Source organism: Chitinibacter sp. GC72 (genome assembly GCF_009760905.1).
Classification (GTDB): domain Bacteria; phylum Pseudomonadota; class Gammaproteobacteria; order Burkholderiales; family Chitinibacteraceae; genus Chitinibacter.
Genome location: NZ_VIRW01000008.1, coordinates 95,125 through 111,751 on the forward strand (window position 1 = coordinate 95,125; position 16,627 = coordinate 111,751).

Sequence of the window (16,627 nt, forward strand, 5' to 3'; positions counted from 1 at the left end):
TACAGCTAGATGTTGTTTGCTTTTGTTGCGAGAGGATTATTTATGACTGAAGTGGTTATTGTTGCAGCTGGCCGTACAGCCTTGGGCAATTTCTCTGGTGGCCTGGCCAAAGTGGCTGCGCCGGAATTGGGCGCAACCGTGATTCGTGCCTTGCTCGAAAAAACCGGCGTGAAAGCTGAACAAGTGTCAGAAGTCATTTTGGGTAATGTTTTGACTGCCGGCTTGGGCCAAAATCCAGCCCGTCAGGCTGTACGCCGTGCTGGTCTGCCAGATGCAGTACCTGGCCTGACGATTAATCAGGTGTGTGGCTCTGGTCTGAAAGCCGTCGCTTTGGGCGCGCAAGCGATTCTGGCTGGCGACGCTGAGATTGTGATTGCGGGTGGTCAGGAAAACATGTCGGCCAGCCCGCATATCCTGAATGGCAGCCGCGATGGTTTCCGTATGGGTAACGCCAGCCTCGTTGACAGCATGGTATACGATGGCCTGACCGACGCGTACAACAACTATCACATGGGCGTGACGGCAGAAAACATCGCCAAAAAATACAGCATTACGCGTGAAGAGCAGGATGCTTTGGCGCTGTCTTCACAACAAAAAGCCGCTGCAGCACAAGCCGCTGGTCGCTTTGTCGATGAAATCATCCCGGTTGTGATTCCGCAAAAGAAAGGCGACCCAGTCGTTTTCAATCAGGACGAATTTATCAAGCCTTCAACTACGGCTGAATCTCTGGCCAAACTGCGCGCCGCTTTTGATAAAGAAGGCACGGTGACTGCTGGTAATGCATCGGGCATTAACGATGGCGCTGCTGCTGTGTTGCTGATGAGCCGCGACAAAGCCAATGAATTGGGTCTGACGGTACTGGCTTCGATTAAAGCATCGGCGAGCACGGGTCTTGATCCAACGATTATGGGCATGGGTCCGGTATCAGCAACGCAACGCGCTTTGGCTAAAGCGGGCTGGAGCATTGATGATCTGGATCTGATCGAAGCCAACGAAGCATTTGCCGCCCAAGCCCTGGGCGTGGCGCGCGAGCTGAAATGGGATCTGAACAAAGTGAATGTGAACGGCGGCGCGATTGCTTTGGGCCACCCGATTGGCGCTTCAGGCTGCCGCGTATTGGTGACGCTGATTCATGAAATGGTCCGCCGCGATGCGAAAAAAGGTTTGGCAACTTTGTGTATCGGTGGGGGTATGGGCGTAGCACTGTGTGTTGAACGCTAATAGCGGGCAATACATGGGCATGTATCTAGTGTAGATATCGCCAAATAAAAAACCGCAGCTACTCCGCTGCGGTTTTTTTTATTTACGTTATTTACGCGAACACCGTGATCATTTTTTCAATGAATCACGAATCTCGCGTAGCAGGGCAATCTCTTCTGGTGTTTCAACCACGACAGGCGCTGGTGCTTCTTCGCGTTTCATTTTATTCATTGCCTTCACCACCAGGAATATTGCGAAAGCAACAATCGTAAAGCTGATCATGCTGTTGATAAACAGGCCAAAATTGAGTGTGACCGCACCGGCGTCCTGCGCGGCTTTGAGTGTCTCGTAAGGGCCGGCGACTTTTGTGCCGTCCACCAGCGTGACAAACATATTGGTGAAATCCACTTTGCCAATTAGAAAACCCAGCGGCGGCATAATGATGTCTTTGACCAGCGAATCAACAATCTTGCCAAATGCCGCGCCGATCACGACACCGACAGCCAGATCGATCACATTGCCACGCATGGCAAATTCGCGAAATTCTTTAAACATAACGAGCTCCCGAGATTGAGTAAAAAGTAAGTTGTATTTAGTCTTTGGCGACCGTTAAGTAAACGGTAATTTCTTCACGGTCGTGGTAGAGGTGCTTGGCGGTGATTTTGCATGGCATGCCGGCTTTTTCCAGCTTGGATTCGATCAAGCCAAAGCATTTGCATACTTCCAGATAGCGTTTTTTCATCGGAAGCTTCAGATTGAAAATCGAGCGGCGTGCATTGCCTGCCGCTACCCATTTGGCAATCAGCTCAGCCACGCGGATCGGCTGCTCGACCATATCGCACACCAGCCATTCAACCGGGTTTTTGGGGCGGAATTTGAAACCATCATCACGAATGTGTTTCACCTGATGGTGGCCGTCCATGCTGCCCTTCATCGGGCCGTTATCAATGGCAAACACTTTCAGTCCACGGCTCACCAGCTGATACGTCCAGCCGCCCGGCGCTGCACCCAGATCAACCGCGCTCATGCCTTCGCGCAATTTGCTTTCCGGATTGTCAACCAGCACCAAAATCGCCTCGAGCAATTTGAGTGTTGAACGGCTAGGGGCGTCTACAGGCATGCGCAGGCGCGGAATACCGTTGACCCAGTCAGTGTCACGGGCTGGGCGTGAGGTGATAAAGACTTCATTTTGCTGTGGGAAAAACAGGTGCAGGCGGTTACGGACACGCTGCGGCTGCAACCAGTTGTTTTCAGCTGCGGCTTTGGCGACATAATCGCCAAATTTGCGGCAAAAGCTCGACAGCGATTTGCCATCGTTGGTGTCGGGGTATTCAAGCCAGATATCGCTAAAAGCCGAATCAATCGTTTTGAGTGAATTCACAATCGGCGTCAGGCGATCTTTGCCGACCAGCGTAATCCGGTCGTGCACCAGCAAAGTCTGGCGCGGGAAAATCAGCTGTTTGTTCACAAGGCTAGTTAATGCTTTGGGATTTTTCTCGCTGGGGGTGAAGACAATCCAGCCATCGCCGCGCTCAAACGTGCCTTCACACAGGGCGTTATCTGCAATTTCTTCGGCGCAGTCTGGCTCAAAACCGGGGCGGCAATAAGCAAGTAGCGCTTTTGGGATGGCGGTGTTGATGTCAGACATGATTGAGCTCGGCATTAAAAGGCGCAAGGATACCCAAGAAACGCATTCGATGCCATGCACCTTATCGGCTTGACGACTCGTTAATGGAGGTGGTGATGACTTTAGTGCTGGATTTTACAAGGAATGCGCATTTCAAAGCGGGTGCCCAGGCCTTCCTGTGAGTACACTCTGATTGTACCTCCCAGCGTCTGGGTGACCAGATTGAATACAATATTCAAGCCCAACCCGCTGCCGCCATTGGCGCGCTTGGTGGTAAAGAAGGGATCGAAAATTTTATCGACGATCGCCGCCGGAACGCCTACGCCGTTATCGCTGAAATTGAGAATAACCCAATCTTGCTCACGGTGAGCTGCGATAGTAATCAGATTTCCATCGCGCGCTTTACCATCGTCCAGATAGCTAAAGGCGTGTAAAAGGGCGTTATTGAGCAGATTGGTCAGAATTTGCGAAAAAGCGCCGGGAAAGCTGTCCATCTTGATTTCTTCATGGCAATCAATTTCGATATTAACTGCCACATGCTTGATCAGCGGGCGTAAGCTGGTCATGATTTCATTCAGATAAGCGTGCAGCTCAAAATCGCGTTTCACTTCGGAAGTCTGATCAACCGCCACGCGCTTGAAGCTCTGGATCAAATCGGCTGCACGTGAGGCGTTGCTTAAAATCAGCGTGGATGACTGTTCGGCAGTCTGGCTGTAATTGACTACATCGGATTTTTTGATCTGGCCAGCTTCAACCATCTGGTGAAATTTCACCGATTCATCGTGCAAAACCGATGCACTGGTGAGGATAACGCCAACCGGGGTGTTGATTTCATGCGCAATACCGGCCACCAGGCTACCCAGCGAGGCCATTTTTTCTGACTGCACCAGATTGGTTTGCGCTTCTTTTAATTGGTTTAGTGCTGTTTCGGCGTCGTCTTTAGCTTGTCGCATTTCGGCTTCGGTGCGCGACAAATTGGACACATCGTCCTGCAAACGGTGGGCGATACGGTTGTAGCCCAGTGAAACTTCGTCAATTTCCTGATACGGATTGCGCGGCAGATCAATGTCCTGATAGCTGCGATCGCGCTCGGCAATTTGGTTGAGTCGATCGCGCAGCAAAGAGAGCGGGCGAATCACAATTCTTTGTAATGAGCCCGATAGTGCCAGCACTACCAGCAAGTCCAGAATAACAATCTCGATGATTTTCTCGATGACCTGTTCTTTCAATTGCTGGTTGATCAGCTTGCGGCTGGTTGAGTAGCGGACTTCACCCAGTGTTTTGGTGCTTTCAGCGCCGCTGTAGTTCAGGCTGAACTGGGTCGGAGTTTTTTCCAGCTGGGGCAGGCTGATTTTGACGATCTGGTCCTCATCATTGCGTTTGCGGCCATCAAGAAAAGTGTCGCCATTGTAGATTTCAATCGCGCTAATGCCGACATAGCTCATTTCGGCGTCCAGAATGCGTGCCAGCTGGATATCGTCAAAATTCCACAGTACACCGGGAACGACGGTTTCCATCCTGAGCTGCATCCGTTGCTGATAGGCGAGTAGTTCGGCTTCCAGACGTTGTTGGGTACGATAGAAAGAGATGGCGCCCGAAACAGTCAACGCTGCGGTAAGGATCAGGACAAATAGCAGATTCAGGTGGGTTTGGATGCGGCGCATGGCTGAACTTGGGCGAGTTAGGCTTTCAATCTAGCAGTTAATCGTGTTTTTGCAGGTATTTTCGGTCATCGAAACTGGATACCCACTGTGGCTGCCACACCACCAGCAAGGTGAGATTAAGCCCGGTTGCAAACGCTTCGGGCCAGCCCATCAGAAAGTAATACGGCAGGATTTCCTCCTGCAAAAAGCCCCATTCATAAAACCCTGAGCTGGCCAGAACTAAGCAATGCAGCAGACCGAACACCCACATGCCGAGCGCAGCAGCGCCAAAACTATTCAGAAAAATATAAACGAAATAATTATGCACCAGTTTTTTCTGCGCCCAGGCCAGCAGCAGGCTGCATATCCAGATGGGGACGGCTGCTTTAAGTAGCCACACCAGGGCGATCTGCGTCCAATCCAGATGACCAAACAGCGCTGAAATCAGCACCACTGCTGCCATGCCCAGCAGCGCACGGTGCTGTCCGGCGATAAGGCATAGCGCCGTACTGCCCAGTAAATGAAACGCAATACCGGACTGGATTTGCGCCCGCAATTGCCAGCTTAGCAAGATGATCACGCAGGCGGCCAGCCAGCCCGTCACATGGGTGGGCGCAATGCGCGACCAGTTTTCCGCGCGCAGCGCGTGCCACAGGGCAAAGCCCATTACAGCCCAGCCCATTAGCAACCATGTCGAACTGTAAAGGGCAGGGGTCATATTTAGAAACGCCAGGCTTTATCGACCAGCTCGCCCAATTGCGTGAGTCTGCCGTGGAAAAAATGCCCAACACCGGGAACAACCAGCACCGGCAATTGCTGCGGGCGTGCCCAGTCGAGTACCGCCTGCAGGCTGATCACTTCGTCTTCTTCACCGTGGATCACCAGCGTGCCTTTCGGTACGGTCGGGAAGTCGTAGCGGCTGACGGCCGGGCCGACCAGAATCATGCCTTCGACTTCATGCTCACCCAGCCGCTCGCGCAAGCGGCTTTGCACCAGCGTGCCAAAAGAAAATCCGGCCAGCGTCAGCCGGTTGATCGCCGGAAACTGGCTGCGTGCGTAGGCGAGCACCGCAGCCATATCGTCGGGCTCTAGCTCGCCCCGGCTGTGTTCACCTTCCGATTTGCCGACGCCGCGCAGATTCGGGCAGAAGCACACATAACCGAGCCGCGATAAAGTTTTGGCCAGCGTATGCACGATCTTGTTATTGAACGTGCCGCCCTCGGTAGGATTCGGGTGTGCGATCAGCGCAATGCCAACAGTCTCTGACCACGCCGAATCCAGCCGCAGGCATTCCAGTTTTCCCGCCGGGCCAGCAATTTCGATCAGCTCAAATGTGGCGGCTTTGCGCGGGATGCTATGGGGTATATTCGTGGAAGTCATGTCAGTATTGCTTGTCAGTTAAATACATTTGGTAGGTATGTATCTAAACCCACTCACTCGCGTAGCGAGGCTCCCTCTCAAGGAGAGGGCGGGGGGAGTGGGAATAAAACGTGAGGCGGTATTTGTACTGCACTGTGTCTAGGGCTCGGCTTTGCCGAGACCTGCTCGCAGCGAGTGGCGCTGAGCACCGCCGCTAGATCTTCAAGCGCTCAACGACGCGACCATGAACAAGATGCTCGTCGATGATTTCGTCGATGTCGTCCTTGTCGATATAGGTGTACCAGGTTTCTTCCGGGTAAATCACGATCACCGGGCCTTCTTCGCAGCGCTCCAGACAGCCCGCTTTATTGATCCGTACTTTACCCGTGCCGTTCAAGCCCAGCGCTTTGACGCGCTCTTTGGCGTAGGCCCACAGTGCATCGGCGCCGCAGCTATTGCAGCTCTGGCGCTCGCCGGGTTCACGCTGGTTAAGGCAGAAAAAAACATGATGCTGATAAAAACTCATTATGACCTCGACTGGATCGGCTTAAGTAGTACACCTTCTCGCGTAGCGAGATCCTCTCTCAGGGAGAGGGCGAAGGGTGTGGGTATAGAACGTCACTGGAGGGTCTGCTCAATCGCCGCGCCCAGATTGTGCGCGGTGATAAACAGCGGCAAGCCGTCGGTGTCGAGCACCGGCTGCACATTGGCGACCATTTTGACCGAATCAACGCGGCATTCTTGCATCAGTTCGGCGACGTATTGCTCGATGTAGGCAACTTGATCGTTGGCTGCCAGCGGCCAGACATAGCCTTCCCAGCGTTCCGGGTCTTCAGTCGTGCTAAATGTAATGCGGATTTCGGCATTTTCGTGCGCAGCCACAGTAACCACTGGCGTGCGGCCTTTGGTGCGGATGCTGCGCAGTGCATTGCTGGTCATCACTTGCAAACGCGTTTCCAGTTGCGTGACGCGGCCTGCGTCTTGCGCGGCCAGCCAGCTCATTGGTGAGCGTGGGATCGGGAACAGTGTTACGCCGTTGGTTTTTAGCGTGTCGCTGATCAATTGCGCCAGCGGCATGCCCCAAGCGCCGACTGCGCCACCGAGTTTGATCGCCGGTGCTGCATCTTTATGTTGAATCGCCACGCCAACCAAGTAGCGCAGTGCAACGACTTCGTCCTTGATCGCAATCGGCGCACCCGCTGAATCAATTGGGAAACGCGCTGATTCGCTAATCGTTTCGCGCCATTCGGCGATTTGCGCCGGATTGATTGCGGCGAGTAAATCGGGCGCGAGCAGTGCGCCAGACAGAAATACGTCGGCGTCCGCAGCAACCACGCCGTGTTCACGCAGAATTGCCAGCGCCGCAGCGCCATCAATTTCGCTCGGCAGGCTGGTTTCGCCTTTAAATCCGGCCACAATCACCAGCGGAATCGCGAACGGAATCGCGTATTGGGCGGAGGTCGATTGCTCGACTTCATCGCGGATGGTTTGCCATAACTCGAACCATGCTTCTTGCGATGGCACTTGTGTAATCGCACCGTTCAAACCGTAATGGTCACGCGCGCCAAGCAATTCCTTGATCAGCTGGCGCAAGCCTTGGCGTTTTACCGCGACTTGATCCGCATTTTTCTCGGTCATCAGCGACATCAGTTGGCGAATCACCGGGTTTTGCGGGTTAACACGGGGATAAAGGCGGGGATCTGGCAGCGTCATGGCAATGCTTTTCGGGGCAATAATCAAGGCGACGATTATACCCGCGAGCGGGCGCGATTGTCGCTGCTGCTGATGTTTGGTGCGCTTCGTGCTTTAATGGGCGCCCGCTCTCCGAATAAGTAACTGTACAAAAGTTCTCCAGCAAGGCACCAAAGCCGCAGGCAGTACAGGTAGTACGACAAGGCGAGGTAACGATGCTGGAAAACTTTTGGGTTACTACTTATGCAAATCAGGAAACGCCATGCCCGATTACAGCCTGATAGATCGTCAACTGCTGAATGATTTACTGCTTGAAGCGGCCAATAATCCGCGCCTGCGCAAAAACCGCAATTTTCATGCAAACGATCAATCGGCGTGCCATCGTCTGGCCAATGCCTTGCAGCCAGGTACCTATGTGCAGCCGCACCGGCATCTGGACGACCAAAAAGCCGAAAGCATGGTGATGCTCAGTGGCGAGCTGGGGGTTTTATTGTTTGACGATATGGGCCAGGTTGTTGCCACGCACCGTTTGCAGGTCGGTGGCGAGGTGATCGGTATCAATATCGAAGCGCGAACTTATCATGCGGTTGTCGCTTTAAGCCCCTGCGTGTTTTTTGAAAGCAAAGCCGGGCCGTATATTCCGGTGGCGCCAGAAGAATGGGCAAGCTGGGCTCCGGCAGCGGGCGATGCGAAAGCTGTGGATTATCTGGCGTGGATGAGGTCACTTTTTGATTGAAGGGTATATGCTTGTGGGCTTTATTAGGTCTAACTTGTAGAGATATACCCTAGATAGTCATCATCTCATGAAAACCGTTATAACCCTTGAAGTCGACTTTTTGCTTGCTCACCGTATCGACATGCGCGCCATCGGGGCCGGTTTCCAGCCAGTGCGCCAGCTCGGCCAAATCGGCTGAATCGCCTTCAGCCCAGATTTCAACACGGCCATCCAGACGGTTGCGCACGAAGCCCGCCAGATGGAGTTCTTCCGCAAGCTGGCAGGTCGCCCAGCGAAAGCCGACGCCTTGCACAAGGCCCGAGATAAAAAAATGATTTGCCAGTGCCGCCATGCTAGGCCTCCTTGTCGATGGTGGAAGTGGCTGTAGTGTAGCCAATAAAAAACGGCAGGGATAAGCCTGCCGTTTTTTGCTGAGCAATTCAGTCCGTTGCAATCCGCGCTTATTTCACGCGCATCCCCGGTTTGGCGCCGTCATGCGGCTCCAGAATATACAAGCCACCATCACCACCCGCGGCCAGCACCATGCCTTCGGACATGCCAAATTTCATTTTGCGCGGTGCCAGATTGGCGACCATGACGGTGTGTTTGCCGATCAGGTCATCCGGTTTGTACGCCGATTTGATTCCGGCAAAGACATTGCGTGTTTCATTGCCGATATCGAGCGTCAGTTGCAACAGTTTTTCCGCGCCCTCAACGTGCTGGGCGTTGGCGATGCGCGCGATTCGCAAATCGACTTTCATAAAGTCATCGATGCTGCAGGTTTCAGCGATGGGCGCGATCTCGAATGCGGGCGTAGCTGCTTTTTCCGTCGCTGCGGCTGGTGCTTCAACTGGAGCGAGTGTCTGTTTGTTTTCTTCCACCATCGCTTCGATGTTTTTTTGGTCGATCCGGGTCATTAAGTGTTGGTAAGGATTTATTGAGTGTGGAGCAACTAGCAGTCGTTGGGCGTATTCCCATGTCAATTCTTGTTCACCAAAGTTCAAAAACGATTCGACGTCTTTGGCTAGTTTTGGCAATACCGGTTTCAAGTAGACTGTAAGTCGCATGAATGCATTAATAAGCACAGTACAAACATAATGCAGCTCCGCATCCTTGCCTTCTTGCTTCGCAAGCTCCCAAGGTTTGAAGTTGTCTACAAATTGATTTACTTGATCTGCAAGAGCCATGATTTCGCGGATTGCTTGTGAATAGCTTCGCTTTTCATACAGTTCAGCAATCGCATCTGATTTATTGCCAATACTAATTAAAAGAATACGTCCAACAGCAGCCCATTCTAAGTCGGCATATGTTTCTTCACAAAGTACACCATTAAAACGCTTGCTAATAAAACCGGCCGCGCGGCTGGCGATATTGATGTATTTGCCGATCAGATCGGAATTAACGCGTGCGGTGAAGTCTTCGAGATTCAGGTCGATGTCTTCGAACGTATTCGATAATTTAGCCGCAAAGTAATAACGCAACCATTCCGGATTGAGGTGATTCAGGTAAGACTCGGCGGTGATGAAAGTACCGCGCGATTTACTCATTTTTGCGCCATCAACAGTCAAAAAGCCGTGCGTGTTGATCGCCGTTGGCGTGCGGTAACCCGCGTATTCAAGCATCGCAGGCCAGAACAGCGCGTGGAAATACAGGATGTCCTTGCCGATAAAGTGGTACAGCTCGGTTGTAGAATCTTTTTTCCAGTATTCGTCAAAATCCAGACCCAGCTTGTCGCACAGGTTTTTATGGCTGGCCATATAGCCCACTGGCGCATCGAGCCAGACGTAGAAATATTTGCCTGGCGCATCGGGGATTTCAAAACCAAAGTAGGGCGCGTCACGCGAAATATCCCAGTCAGACAAACCCGACTCGAACCATTCCTGCATTTTATTGGCCGCTTCTGCCTGCAATTTGCCCGGTGTATTGGTCCAGCCTTTCAGAAAGTCTTCACATTCACCGAGTTTGAAGAAGTAATGCTCGGATTCACGCATCTCTGGCGTCGCGCCTGACACCGCCGAGTACGGATTCTTCAGCTCGGTCGGGCTGTAGGTCGCGCCGCAGACTTCGCAGTTGTCGCCGTACTGATCTTTGGCGGCACATTTCGGGCATTCGCCTTTGACGAAACGATCGGGCAAAAACATCGATTTAACCGGATCATACAACTGGTTGATTGTGCGGCTGGCGATTTTGCCGTTGCTGCGCAACTGGCGGTAGATATTGCAAGCCAGCTCGCGATTTTCTTCGCTATTGGTGCTGTAGTAGTTGTCAAAACCGACATGAAAACCGGCAAAATCGCGCGAATGCTCGCCATGAACGCGTTCAATCAGCGCTTCTGGCGTAATGCCTTCTTTTTCAGCGCGCAGCATAATCGGCGTGCCGTGGGTGTCATCGGCGCAAACATAATGGCAAGTATGGCCGCGCAATTTCTGGAAGCGTACCCAGATGTCGGTTTGGATATATTCAACCAGATGGCCGATGTGAATCGCGCCGTTGGCATAAGGCAGGGCAGAGGTAACGAGAATCTTGCGAGGTGAAATTGAGGTCATGAATACGCCAAATGAAAGCAAACAATGCTGCGATTATAACTCAGACTTAGTCTGGGCAGTTCAGGGGCTAAATGTAGTGAATTGGCTATAGTTAACACCACGGTATGGTACTTCCTTGGCATGATCAGAAGAAAAGAGGTTTTTCGCGCATGAAACTCAAGAATCAATTTCAGCCAAAAATTCATGCCCTGATCGTGTTGGTCGCTGTGCTGGGCATTAGTGCAACGCTAATTGTCTGGCGTGTGGCGCAGGGGCGGATCAATGATCAAGATCAGTTGCGCTTTACCCAGCAAACGGATGTATTAATTAATACCTTGCAATTACGCATTCATAGTCTGTCTCTGGGTTTGAGGGGGGCTCGTTCCGTACCAATTCTTACTAATGGCAATATCTTGCCACATCAATTTCGGCGTTACATGGAAAGCAGGGATATTGATACTGAATTCCCAGGTGCACTGGGTTTTGGTTTTATTCGTAAGCTGGCTGCCGCCGATCTGTCAAATTATGTGCAGCAACAACAGCATTACCGCCCCGATTTTACTGTCAAATCACTACCTTCGGTGAACAATGCTCCTGATGATGACTATTTTATCATTGAGTTTATCGAGCCTTTAGTGAGCAATCGGGCTGCTGTGGGTTTAAATATTGCCAGTGAAGCCAAACGCAAAGCCGCGGCGGTGGCGGCCATGAAAACAGGCAATATTGCACTAACTGAAGGTTTGCAGTTGGTGCAGTCAGGAAAAAAAGAACCGGGTTTTTTAATTTTATTGCCTTACTACTTGCCCCCCATCGAAGGGGGTCAATCCCTGCGTGCTGACCAGCGGGAGGAAAATCTGATTGGTTGGGTTTATGCCCCAATTCTGGCTTCAAAATTGATGGCAGGTCTGGAGAAATATCTACCGAAGCATATTGATTTTGAAGTTTATGCCGGTTTTCAGGCTGCTCGGGATAATTTACTGTATGACTTGGATTCACACGTCGCCCGCACTGGTAGTGTTTCTGTTCAAGGGCGTGCTTTACACCGGCATACACAGATCAAGCTGGGAGGGCAAACGTGGACTCTAGTTATGAGCGGTCGGCAAGAAAAAAGCTGGGATATTAGAGCTAGATTGCCTGAAATACTGTTGCTGGGTGGCTTGAGCTTTACGACTTTGTTGGTTTTATTTCTTCTCAGCTTGGTACGGACGCGCAATCAGGCTCTGGGTCTGGCCAAGCAGATGTCTCACACCGCACGGCAGCGTGAATTGCAAATGAATGCGGTACTCGATAGCACGCCGGATAGCATTATTTTGGCCGACCAGCATGGACAAATTGTCAGCAGCAATCAGGCGACGCAAAGCATCTTTGGCTATGATCCTGCGGCCTTGATTGGCCGAAATGTCAGTGTATTAATGCCTGAGGAAATAGCACAAGCCCACCAAGCTTATGTCGATGCTTACCAATATTCAGGTCAATCGGGATTAATGGGGCGTGGCCGGGAGCTTTGGGGACGGCGTGAGGATGGAAGCCACTTCCCCGTTGAGATTACCTTAAATCAATTTGAGTTTGATGATAAAAAATTCCTAGTGGCACAGGTGGCTGATATTAGTCAGCGCTATGCAGCTGAGCAAGCACTGCGTGAAAAACAAAAACAGCTCAGCTTGATTGTCGAGTGCTCCGGTTTGGGAACGTGGGATCTGAATTTGCAGGATGGTTCGGCCGTTTTCGGGGGTATGTGGGGGGAGATGTTAGGTTTAAAAACATCTGCGCTAATACCTGATGTGTCTACTTGGCGGGATTTGGTCCATCCTCAGGACCTGCCTTTGGCAACAGCTGCGTTGAACGCGCACATTACCAAACAATCCCCAGTTTATAGCACCGAAATGAGAATGAAGACAGTAAGCGGTGGCTGGTGGTGGGTGTTGGCTGTTGGTCGTGTTTATGAATGGAATGATGAAGGTCAAGCGCTACGAATTGCCGGGATTCATCTTGATATTGATGCACGTAAACAGAACGAATTGATACTGGTGCGACGTGAAACAGAACTGGCTCGGCTGCAGGGTCAGCTCAGTAGCGTGGTCAATGCAGCGACCGAAGTCAGTATTATTGCGACAGATACCGAGGGTCTAATACAGGTATTTAGCCCCGGCGCTGAGAAAATGCTGGGTTACTCGGCGCATGAAGTTCTTTACCGACAGAGTCCCGCGATTTTTCACTTGCCGGACGAAATTGTCGAACGGGCGCGGATTATTCGAGAAAAAACAGGTGACATAGTCTCTGGCTTCCAAGTCTTTATTTATTTTGCCAAACAAGGTGTTAGTGACACTAACGAATGGACTTATATTTGTAAGGATGGTAGCTCGATTCAAGTGCGTCTTTCAGTCACGGCTATTTTAGATGATCAAGGTCAAATTACTGGCTATTTGGGGGTTGCCTACAATATTACCGAGCAAAGATCCCTAAATTTAGCGATGGCGCAAGCCAAAGAGCAGGCCGAGTTGGCTAGTCAGGCTAAAAGCGATTTTCTGGCCAATATGAGCCATGAAATCCGTACACCAATGAATGCTGTGATTGGTTTTGCGAGCCTGCTGGCTGATACCGTGTTGACAAAAATGCAGCAAGAATTTGTCGCCTCGATTCAGCAGTCAGGTGATGCATTGCTAAGTCTGATTAATGATTTGCTCGATTTTTCAAAAATCGAAGCTGGTCATCTTGAACTCGAAAGGATTGAGTTTGATCTTAGGCACACTTTGGAAGGTGCCGTGGATATAGTTTCCGAAAAAGCCAATAGCCAGATGATTGATTTGGCCTGTCTAGTTGACCCACTGGTGCCTGAGAAGTTAATAGGGGATCCTGCGCGTTTACGTCAAATCATGCTCAATTTGCTCAATAATGCGATTAAATTTACTCACCAAGGTGAAGTGGTTGCACGCGTCAGTGCAACGCTAAATCCTGAGCAGAGCTGTCGTTTAAGAATCACTGTAAAAGACTCAGGAATTGGTTTGAGTGCTGAGAATCAGCTCAAATTATTCAAGCCGTTTACGCAGGCTGATTCCTCGACAACACGCCGTTTTGGTGGTACCGGGCTAGGATTGTCAATCTGTAAAAGATTGGTTGAGGCGATGGGGGGGGAAATCGGAGTCGAGAGTGAGGTGGGGCAAGGCGCACTTTTCTGGTTCGAAGTTAACCTAGGGATCAGTGCCAATCTTCCTAATCCTGAGTTAAGCCCAGTTAATCTGCGAGGACTGAAAGCGCTAGTGGTCGATGATTTTGCCGCCAATCGTGAACTAGTCAGCTTGCAACTTAGTGTTTTTGGCATGCAGGCGATTTGTTTTAGCACTCCAAATGAGGCTCTCGAGTATTTAAGTCATGGGCAGTCAGAGCTGGTGTTGGCTTTGGTTGATATGCAGTTGCCGGATATGGATGGGTTGGCATTTGCTAGGGCTGTGCATGCGATGAATGATTTTGCGCAATTACCTCTGATTTTGCTAACGTCGATGGCTGTGCCAGGTATGGCCAATGATGCCAAAGCAGCGGGATATTCGGCATTTCTTACCAAGCCAATACGACAGACCCAGTTGTCTTTTGCCATTGAAGAAGCACTGAAAATGCAGCATTTGCCAACGGATAACAAACCATTGTTGACGGTTCACGTTATGAAAGAGCAAATTGCCGCAAAAAGGCCTTATCTTTTGTTGGCTGAAGATAATCCAATCAATCAGAAAGTCGCGGTATTGATGCTGGAGAAACTTGGATGTCGCACTGATGTTGCACCGAACGGGCGTATCGCACTGGAGGCAGTGCAAAATCATCGCTATGATATGGTGTTAATGGATTGTCAGATGCCTGAAATGGATGGATTTACTGCAACTAAGGCGATTCGTGATTTAGGACAGGATTATTTGTCGCTGCCAATTGTGGCGTTAACTGCGAATGTTTTTCAATCTGATATTGAGTCTTGTATGCAGGCAGGGATGAATGATTTTATTTCCAAGCCAGTCCGGGCGGAAGAATTGCAGCGTCTGTTAATAAAATGGATTATTCAAAAAGATCAACAACAGGAACCTTCAGAAATGGATGCAAATTTATCTTTGGTGGTAAAACAAGAACTTGCTGATATTGAGAAAATGCTCAAGGAACTTAATCAGGCCGTTGGCATGGATATGCGCGATGAATTATTAGATCTATTTTTGCCTACATTAAATGAGTGCCTAGCTGGGTTGGAGATTAATATCCCTGCGCGAGATGCCATTCAAATAGTGAGTTTTGCTCATAAGCTGAAGGGGGCTGCCGGACAACTTGGTGCAGCGAGAATTTCTCAGATGTGCAGAGCTATTGAGCTTGATGCTCGGAATAATGAATTTGAATCAATGCCAGCTGCTTTTGCAGAGCTTAAGATCTTATCGAGCGCGATTGTTCAAGCTCTCGTTATTTAATGCTGGAATTCATTCCGTTAGGATCAGAGGTTTGGCTTGATACTCCCTGAATTTACTTGGCTTTATCTGATTGGTACCGCCTCATTCACCATTTCTGGCTATCTAATCGGCGCCCAAAAGCGTTTTGACGTTCTCGGCGTCGTTATTCTGGCGCTGCTCACTGCGATAGGCGGCGGCATGATCCGCGATGTGCTGGTGATGCAGATTCCGCGTGTTTTTATTGATAACGGCCCTTTTCTGACCATTTTTACCACGCTGGCGCTGGCCTGGTTGATCAAATTGCACCAGCGCAATCAGGGTATGTTGCGCAAGCTGTTTATTGTGGCCGATTCGATTGGGCTGGTGGCTTTCAGTATTGCCGGTGCGCAAATGGCGATGCTGATGGATCTGAACCTGTTTGGCGTGTGCGTACTGGCTTTTGTCACAGCGGTGGGCGGTGGTCTGGTGCGCGATATGATGGTGAACGACGTGCCGTTTATTTTGCATGAAGACTTTTATGGCACGGTGGCGATTGTGGTGGCGGTGTTGTTTTATTTTGCCCGCCAGCTGGGGCTCAATTCTGCCTTGTGGGTGTGGGCTTTGTTTGCGATTGGATTGACCCTGCGGCTCGTTGCTCACTGGCGCGACCTGAGCTTGCCCAAGGTCGAGAATGATCATGGGGTGACAGATAGGGAATGACCATGCTGCCCGAAAACCCCAACGAGCTGATTTCTTGGCTGCAGCAACGCCTGGCGGGGCGCGATTACCCTGCGGCGGCTGACTTCGCCGCCAGTGCCAGGCGGCAGGCGTCGGTACTGATTGGCTTGGTGATGCACGCCGATCAGGTCAATGTATTGTTTACCCAAAGAGCTGATCATCTCAGCACGCACGCCGGGCAGGTTAGCTTTCCTGGTGGCGCGATTGAGGCGGACGACGCTGATGCCATCGCCGCCGCTTTGCGTGAAACACAGGAGGAAGTGGGCATTCCGCCTGACTGGATCCAGCCTTTGCAGCGTCTGGGCGAATACCACACCATCAGCGGTTACTGCGTAACACCCGTGCTGGCCACTATCCGGCCGGGCTATCCGCTTGATCCTGATGCCAACGAAGTGGCCGATGTGTTCGAGTTGCCGCTCTCGGTGGTGCTCGATCCCTCGCGTTACGAACGTCGCTGGGTTGAGCGGCATGGCGTGCGCGGCAAGACGCATTTTCTGGATTATGCTGGCCGTACAGTCTGGGGTGCTACTGCAGGTATGTTGCTACAGCTCTCTATCGTATTGGGTTTGGAAGGTATACCTGTCGATAGAACCTGATTGTGAATCGAGCTAGTGCAATGGCAACTTCTGCTCGATTGACCCTATTCTTGCTCAGGGCCATTGTCGCTATCCGCGGTATTTGCGGCCCGCCAATGACCGTTAGTCATTTAAGTGTCAATGTTTCTGCGATTTATT

14 protein-coding genes are annotated in these 16,627 nt (G+C 51.1%); 5 read left to right on the forward strand and 9 right to left on the reverse strand.

Translation table 11 applies throughout. The annotated features are described in order from the left end of the window. The first annotated feature begins 42 nt into the window (after window positions 1–42). Entirely contained in the window at window positions 43–1,221 is a 1,179-nt protein-coding gene (locus FLS37_RS09135) for an acetyl-CoA C-acetyltransferase (protein ID WP_157669582.1), read from the forward strand. 108 nt (window positions 1,222–1,329) lie between these two features. On the opposite strand, the gene mscL is transcribed toward FLS37_RS09135, so the two are convergent. From mscL to FLS37_RS09170, 7 genes are all read right to left on the reverse strand, one after another. Next, window positions 1,330–1,755, reverse strand: a complete 426-nt coding sequence (gene mscL, locus FLS37_RS09140; protein WP_157669583.1) for a large conductance mechanosensitive channel protein MscL — start codon at window positions 1,753–1,755, stop codon at window positions 1,330–1,332. 37 nt (window positions 1,756–1,792) lie between these two features. Further along, window positions 1,793–2,848 carry a 23S rRNA (cytidine(2498)-2'-O)-methyltransferase RlmM gene (gene rlmM / locus FLS37_RS09145; protein WP_157669584.1) on the reverse strand — a complete coding sequence of 352 codons (1,056 nt, stop codon included), beginning with the start codon at window positions 2,846–2,848 and terminating at the stop codon, window positions 1,793–1,795. 101 nt (window positions 2,849–2,949) lie between these two features. After that, window positions 2,950–4,491, reverse strand: coding sequence for a sensor histidine kinase (locus tag FLS37_RS09150; RefSeq protein ID WP_157669585.1), 1,542 nt, complete (start codon window positions 4,489–4,491; stop codon window positions 2,950–2,952). A gap of 37 nt (window positions 4,492–4,528) precedes the next feature. Further along, a complete protein-coding gene (locus FLS37_RS09155; protein WP_157669586.1) occupies window positions 4,529–5,188 on the reverse strand; it encodes an energy-coupling factor ABC transporter permease in 660 nt (219 codons plus the stop codon). Between the two features lie 2 nt (window positions 5,189–5,190). Further along, on the reverse strand, window positions 5,191–5,850 hold the full coding sequence (locus tag FLS37_RS09160) for an alpha/beta hydrolase (RefSeq protein WP_157669587.1): 660 nt from the start codon (window positions 5,848–5,850) through the stop codon (window positions 5,191–5,193). A gap of 193 nt (window positions 5,851–6,043) precedes the next feature. Further along, the gene (locus FLS37_RS09165) at window positions 6,044–6,355 is read right to left on the reverse strand and encodes a ferredoxin (protein ID WP_198314555.1); all 312 of its coding nucleotides are present in this window, start codon (window positions 6,353–6,355) and stop codon (window positions 6,044–6,046) included. A 92-nt stretch (window positions 6,356–6,447) separates the two neighbouring features. Then, on the reverse strand, window positions 6,448–7,542 hold the full coding sequence (locus FLS37_RS09170; protein ID WP_157669588.1) for a hypothetical protein: 1,095 nt from the start codon (window positions 7,540–7,542) through the stop codon (window positions 6,448–6,450). 241 nt (window positions 7,543–7,783) lie between these two features. Between FLS37_RS09170 and FLS37_RS09175 the strand changes: the two genes are divergently transcribed. Next, window positions 7,784–8,257, forward strand: coding sequence for a WbuC family cupin fold metalloprotein (locus FLS37_RS09175; RefSeq protein ID WP_157669589.1), 474 nt, complete (start codon window positions 7,784–7,786; stop codon window positions 8,255–8,257). A 49-nt stretch (window positions 8,258–8,306) separates the two neighbouring features. Here FLS37_RS09175 and FLS37_RS09180 read toward each other — a convergent pair whose 3' ends face one another. Both FLS37_RS09180 and metG read right to left on the reverse strand, forming a co-directional pair. Then, complete coding sequence (locus FLS37_RS09180) at window positions 8,307–8,588, reverse strand: acylphosphatase (RefSeq protein WP_157669590.1); 282 nt, start codon at window positions 8,586–8,588, stop codon at window positions 8,307–8,309. A gap of 109 nt (window positions 8,589–8,697) precedes the next feature. Next, complete coding sequence (gene metG, locus FLS37_RS09185) at window positions 8,698–10,782, reverse strand: methionine--tRNA ligase (protein ID WP_157669591.1); 2,085 nt, start codon at window positions 10,780–10,782, stop codon at window positions 8,698–8,700. A 149-nt stretch (window positions 10,783–10,931) separates the two neighbouring features. Between metG and FLS37_RS09190 the strand changes: the two genes are divergently transcribed. The 3 genes from FLS37_RS09190 to FLS37_RS09200 are packed head-to-tail and all read left to right on the forward strand — an operon-like array spanning window position 10,932 to window position 16,489. Beyond that, the gene (locus tag FLS37_RS09190; RefSeq protein ID WP_198314556.1) at window positions 10,932–15,197 is read left to right on the forward strand and encodes a PAS domain S-box protein; all 4,266 of its coding nucleotides are present in this window, start codon (window positions 10,932–10,934) and stop codon (window positions 15,195–15,197) included. Between the two features lie 36 nt (window positions 15,198–15,233). Next, window positions 15,234–15,875 (forward strand): trimeric intracellular cation channel family protein, encoded by a 642-nt coding sequence (locus tag FLS37_RS09195; protein WP_232522555.1) that lies wholly within the window; start codon window positions 15,234–15,236, stop codon window positions 15,873–15,875. Window positions 15,876–15,877: 2 nt separating this feature from the next. Further along, the gene (locus FLS37_RS09200; protein WP_157669593.1) at window positions 15,878–16,489 is read left to right on the forward strand and encodes a CoA pyrophosphatase; all 612 of its coding nucleotides are present in this window, start codon (window positions 15,878–15,880) and stop codon (window positions 16,487–16,489) included. Window positions 16,490–16,627 lie beyond the last annotated feature (138 nt).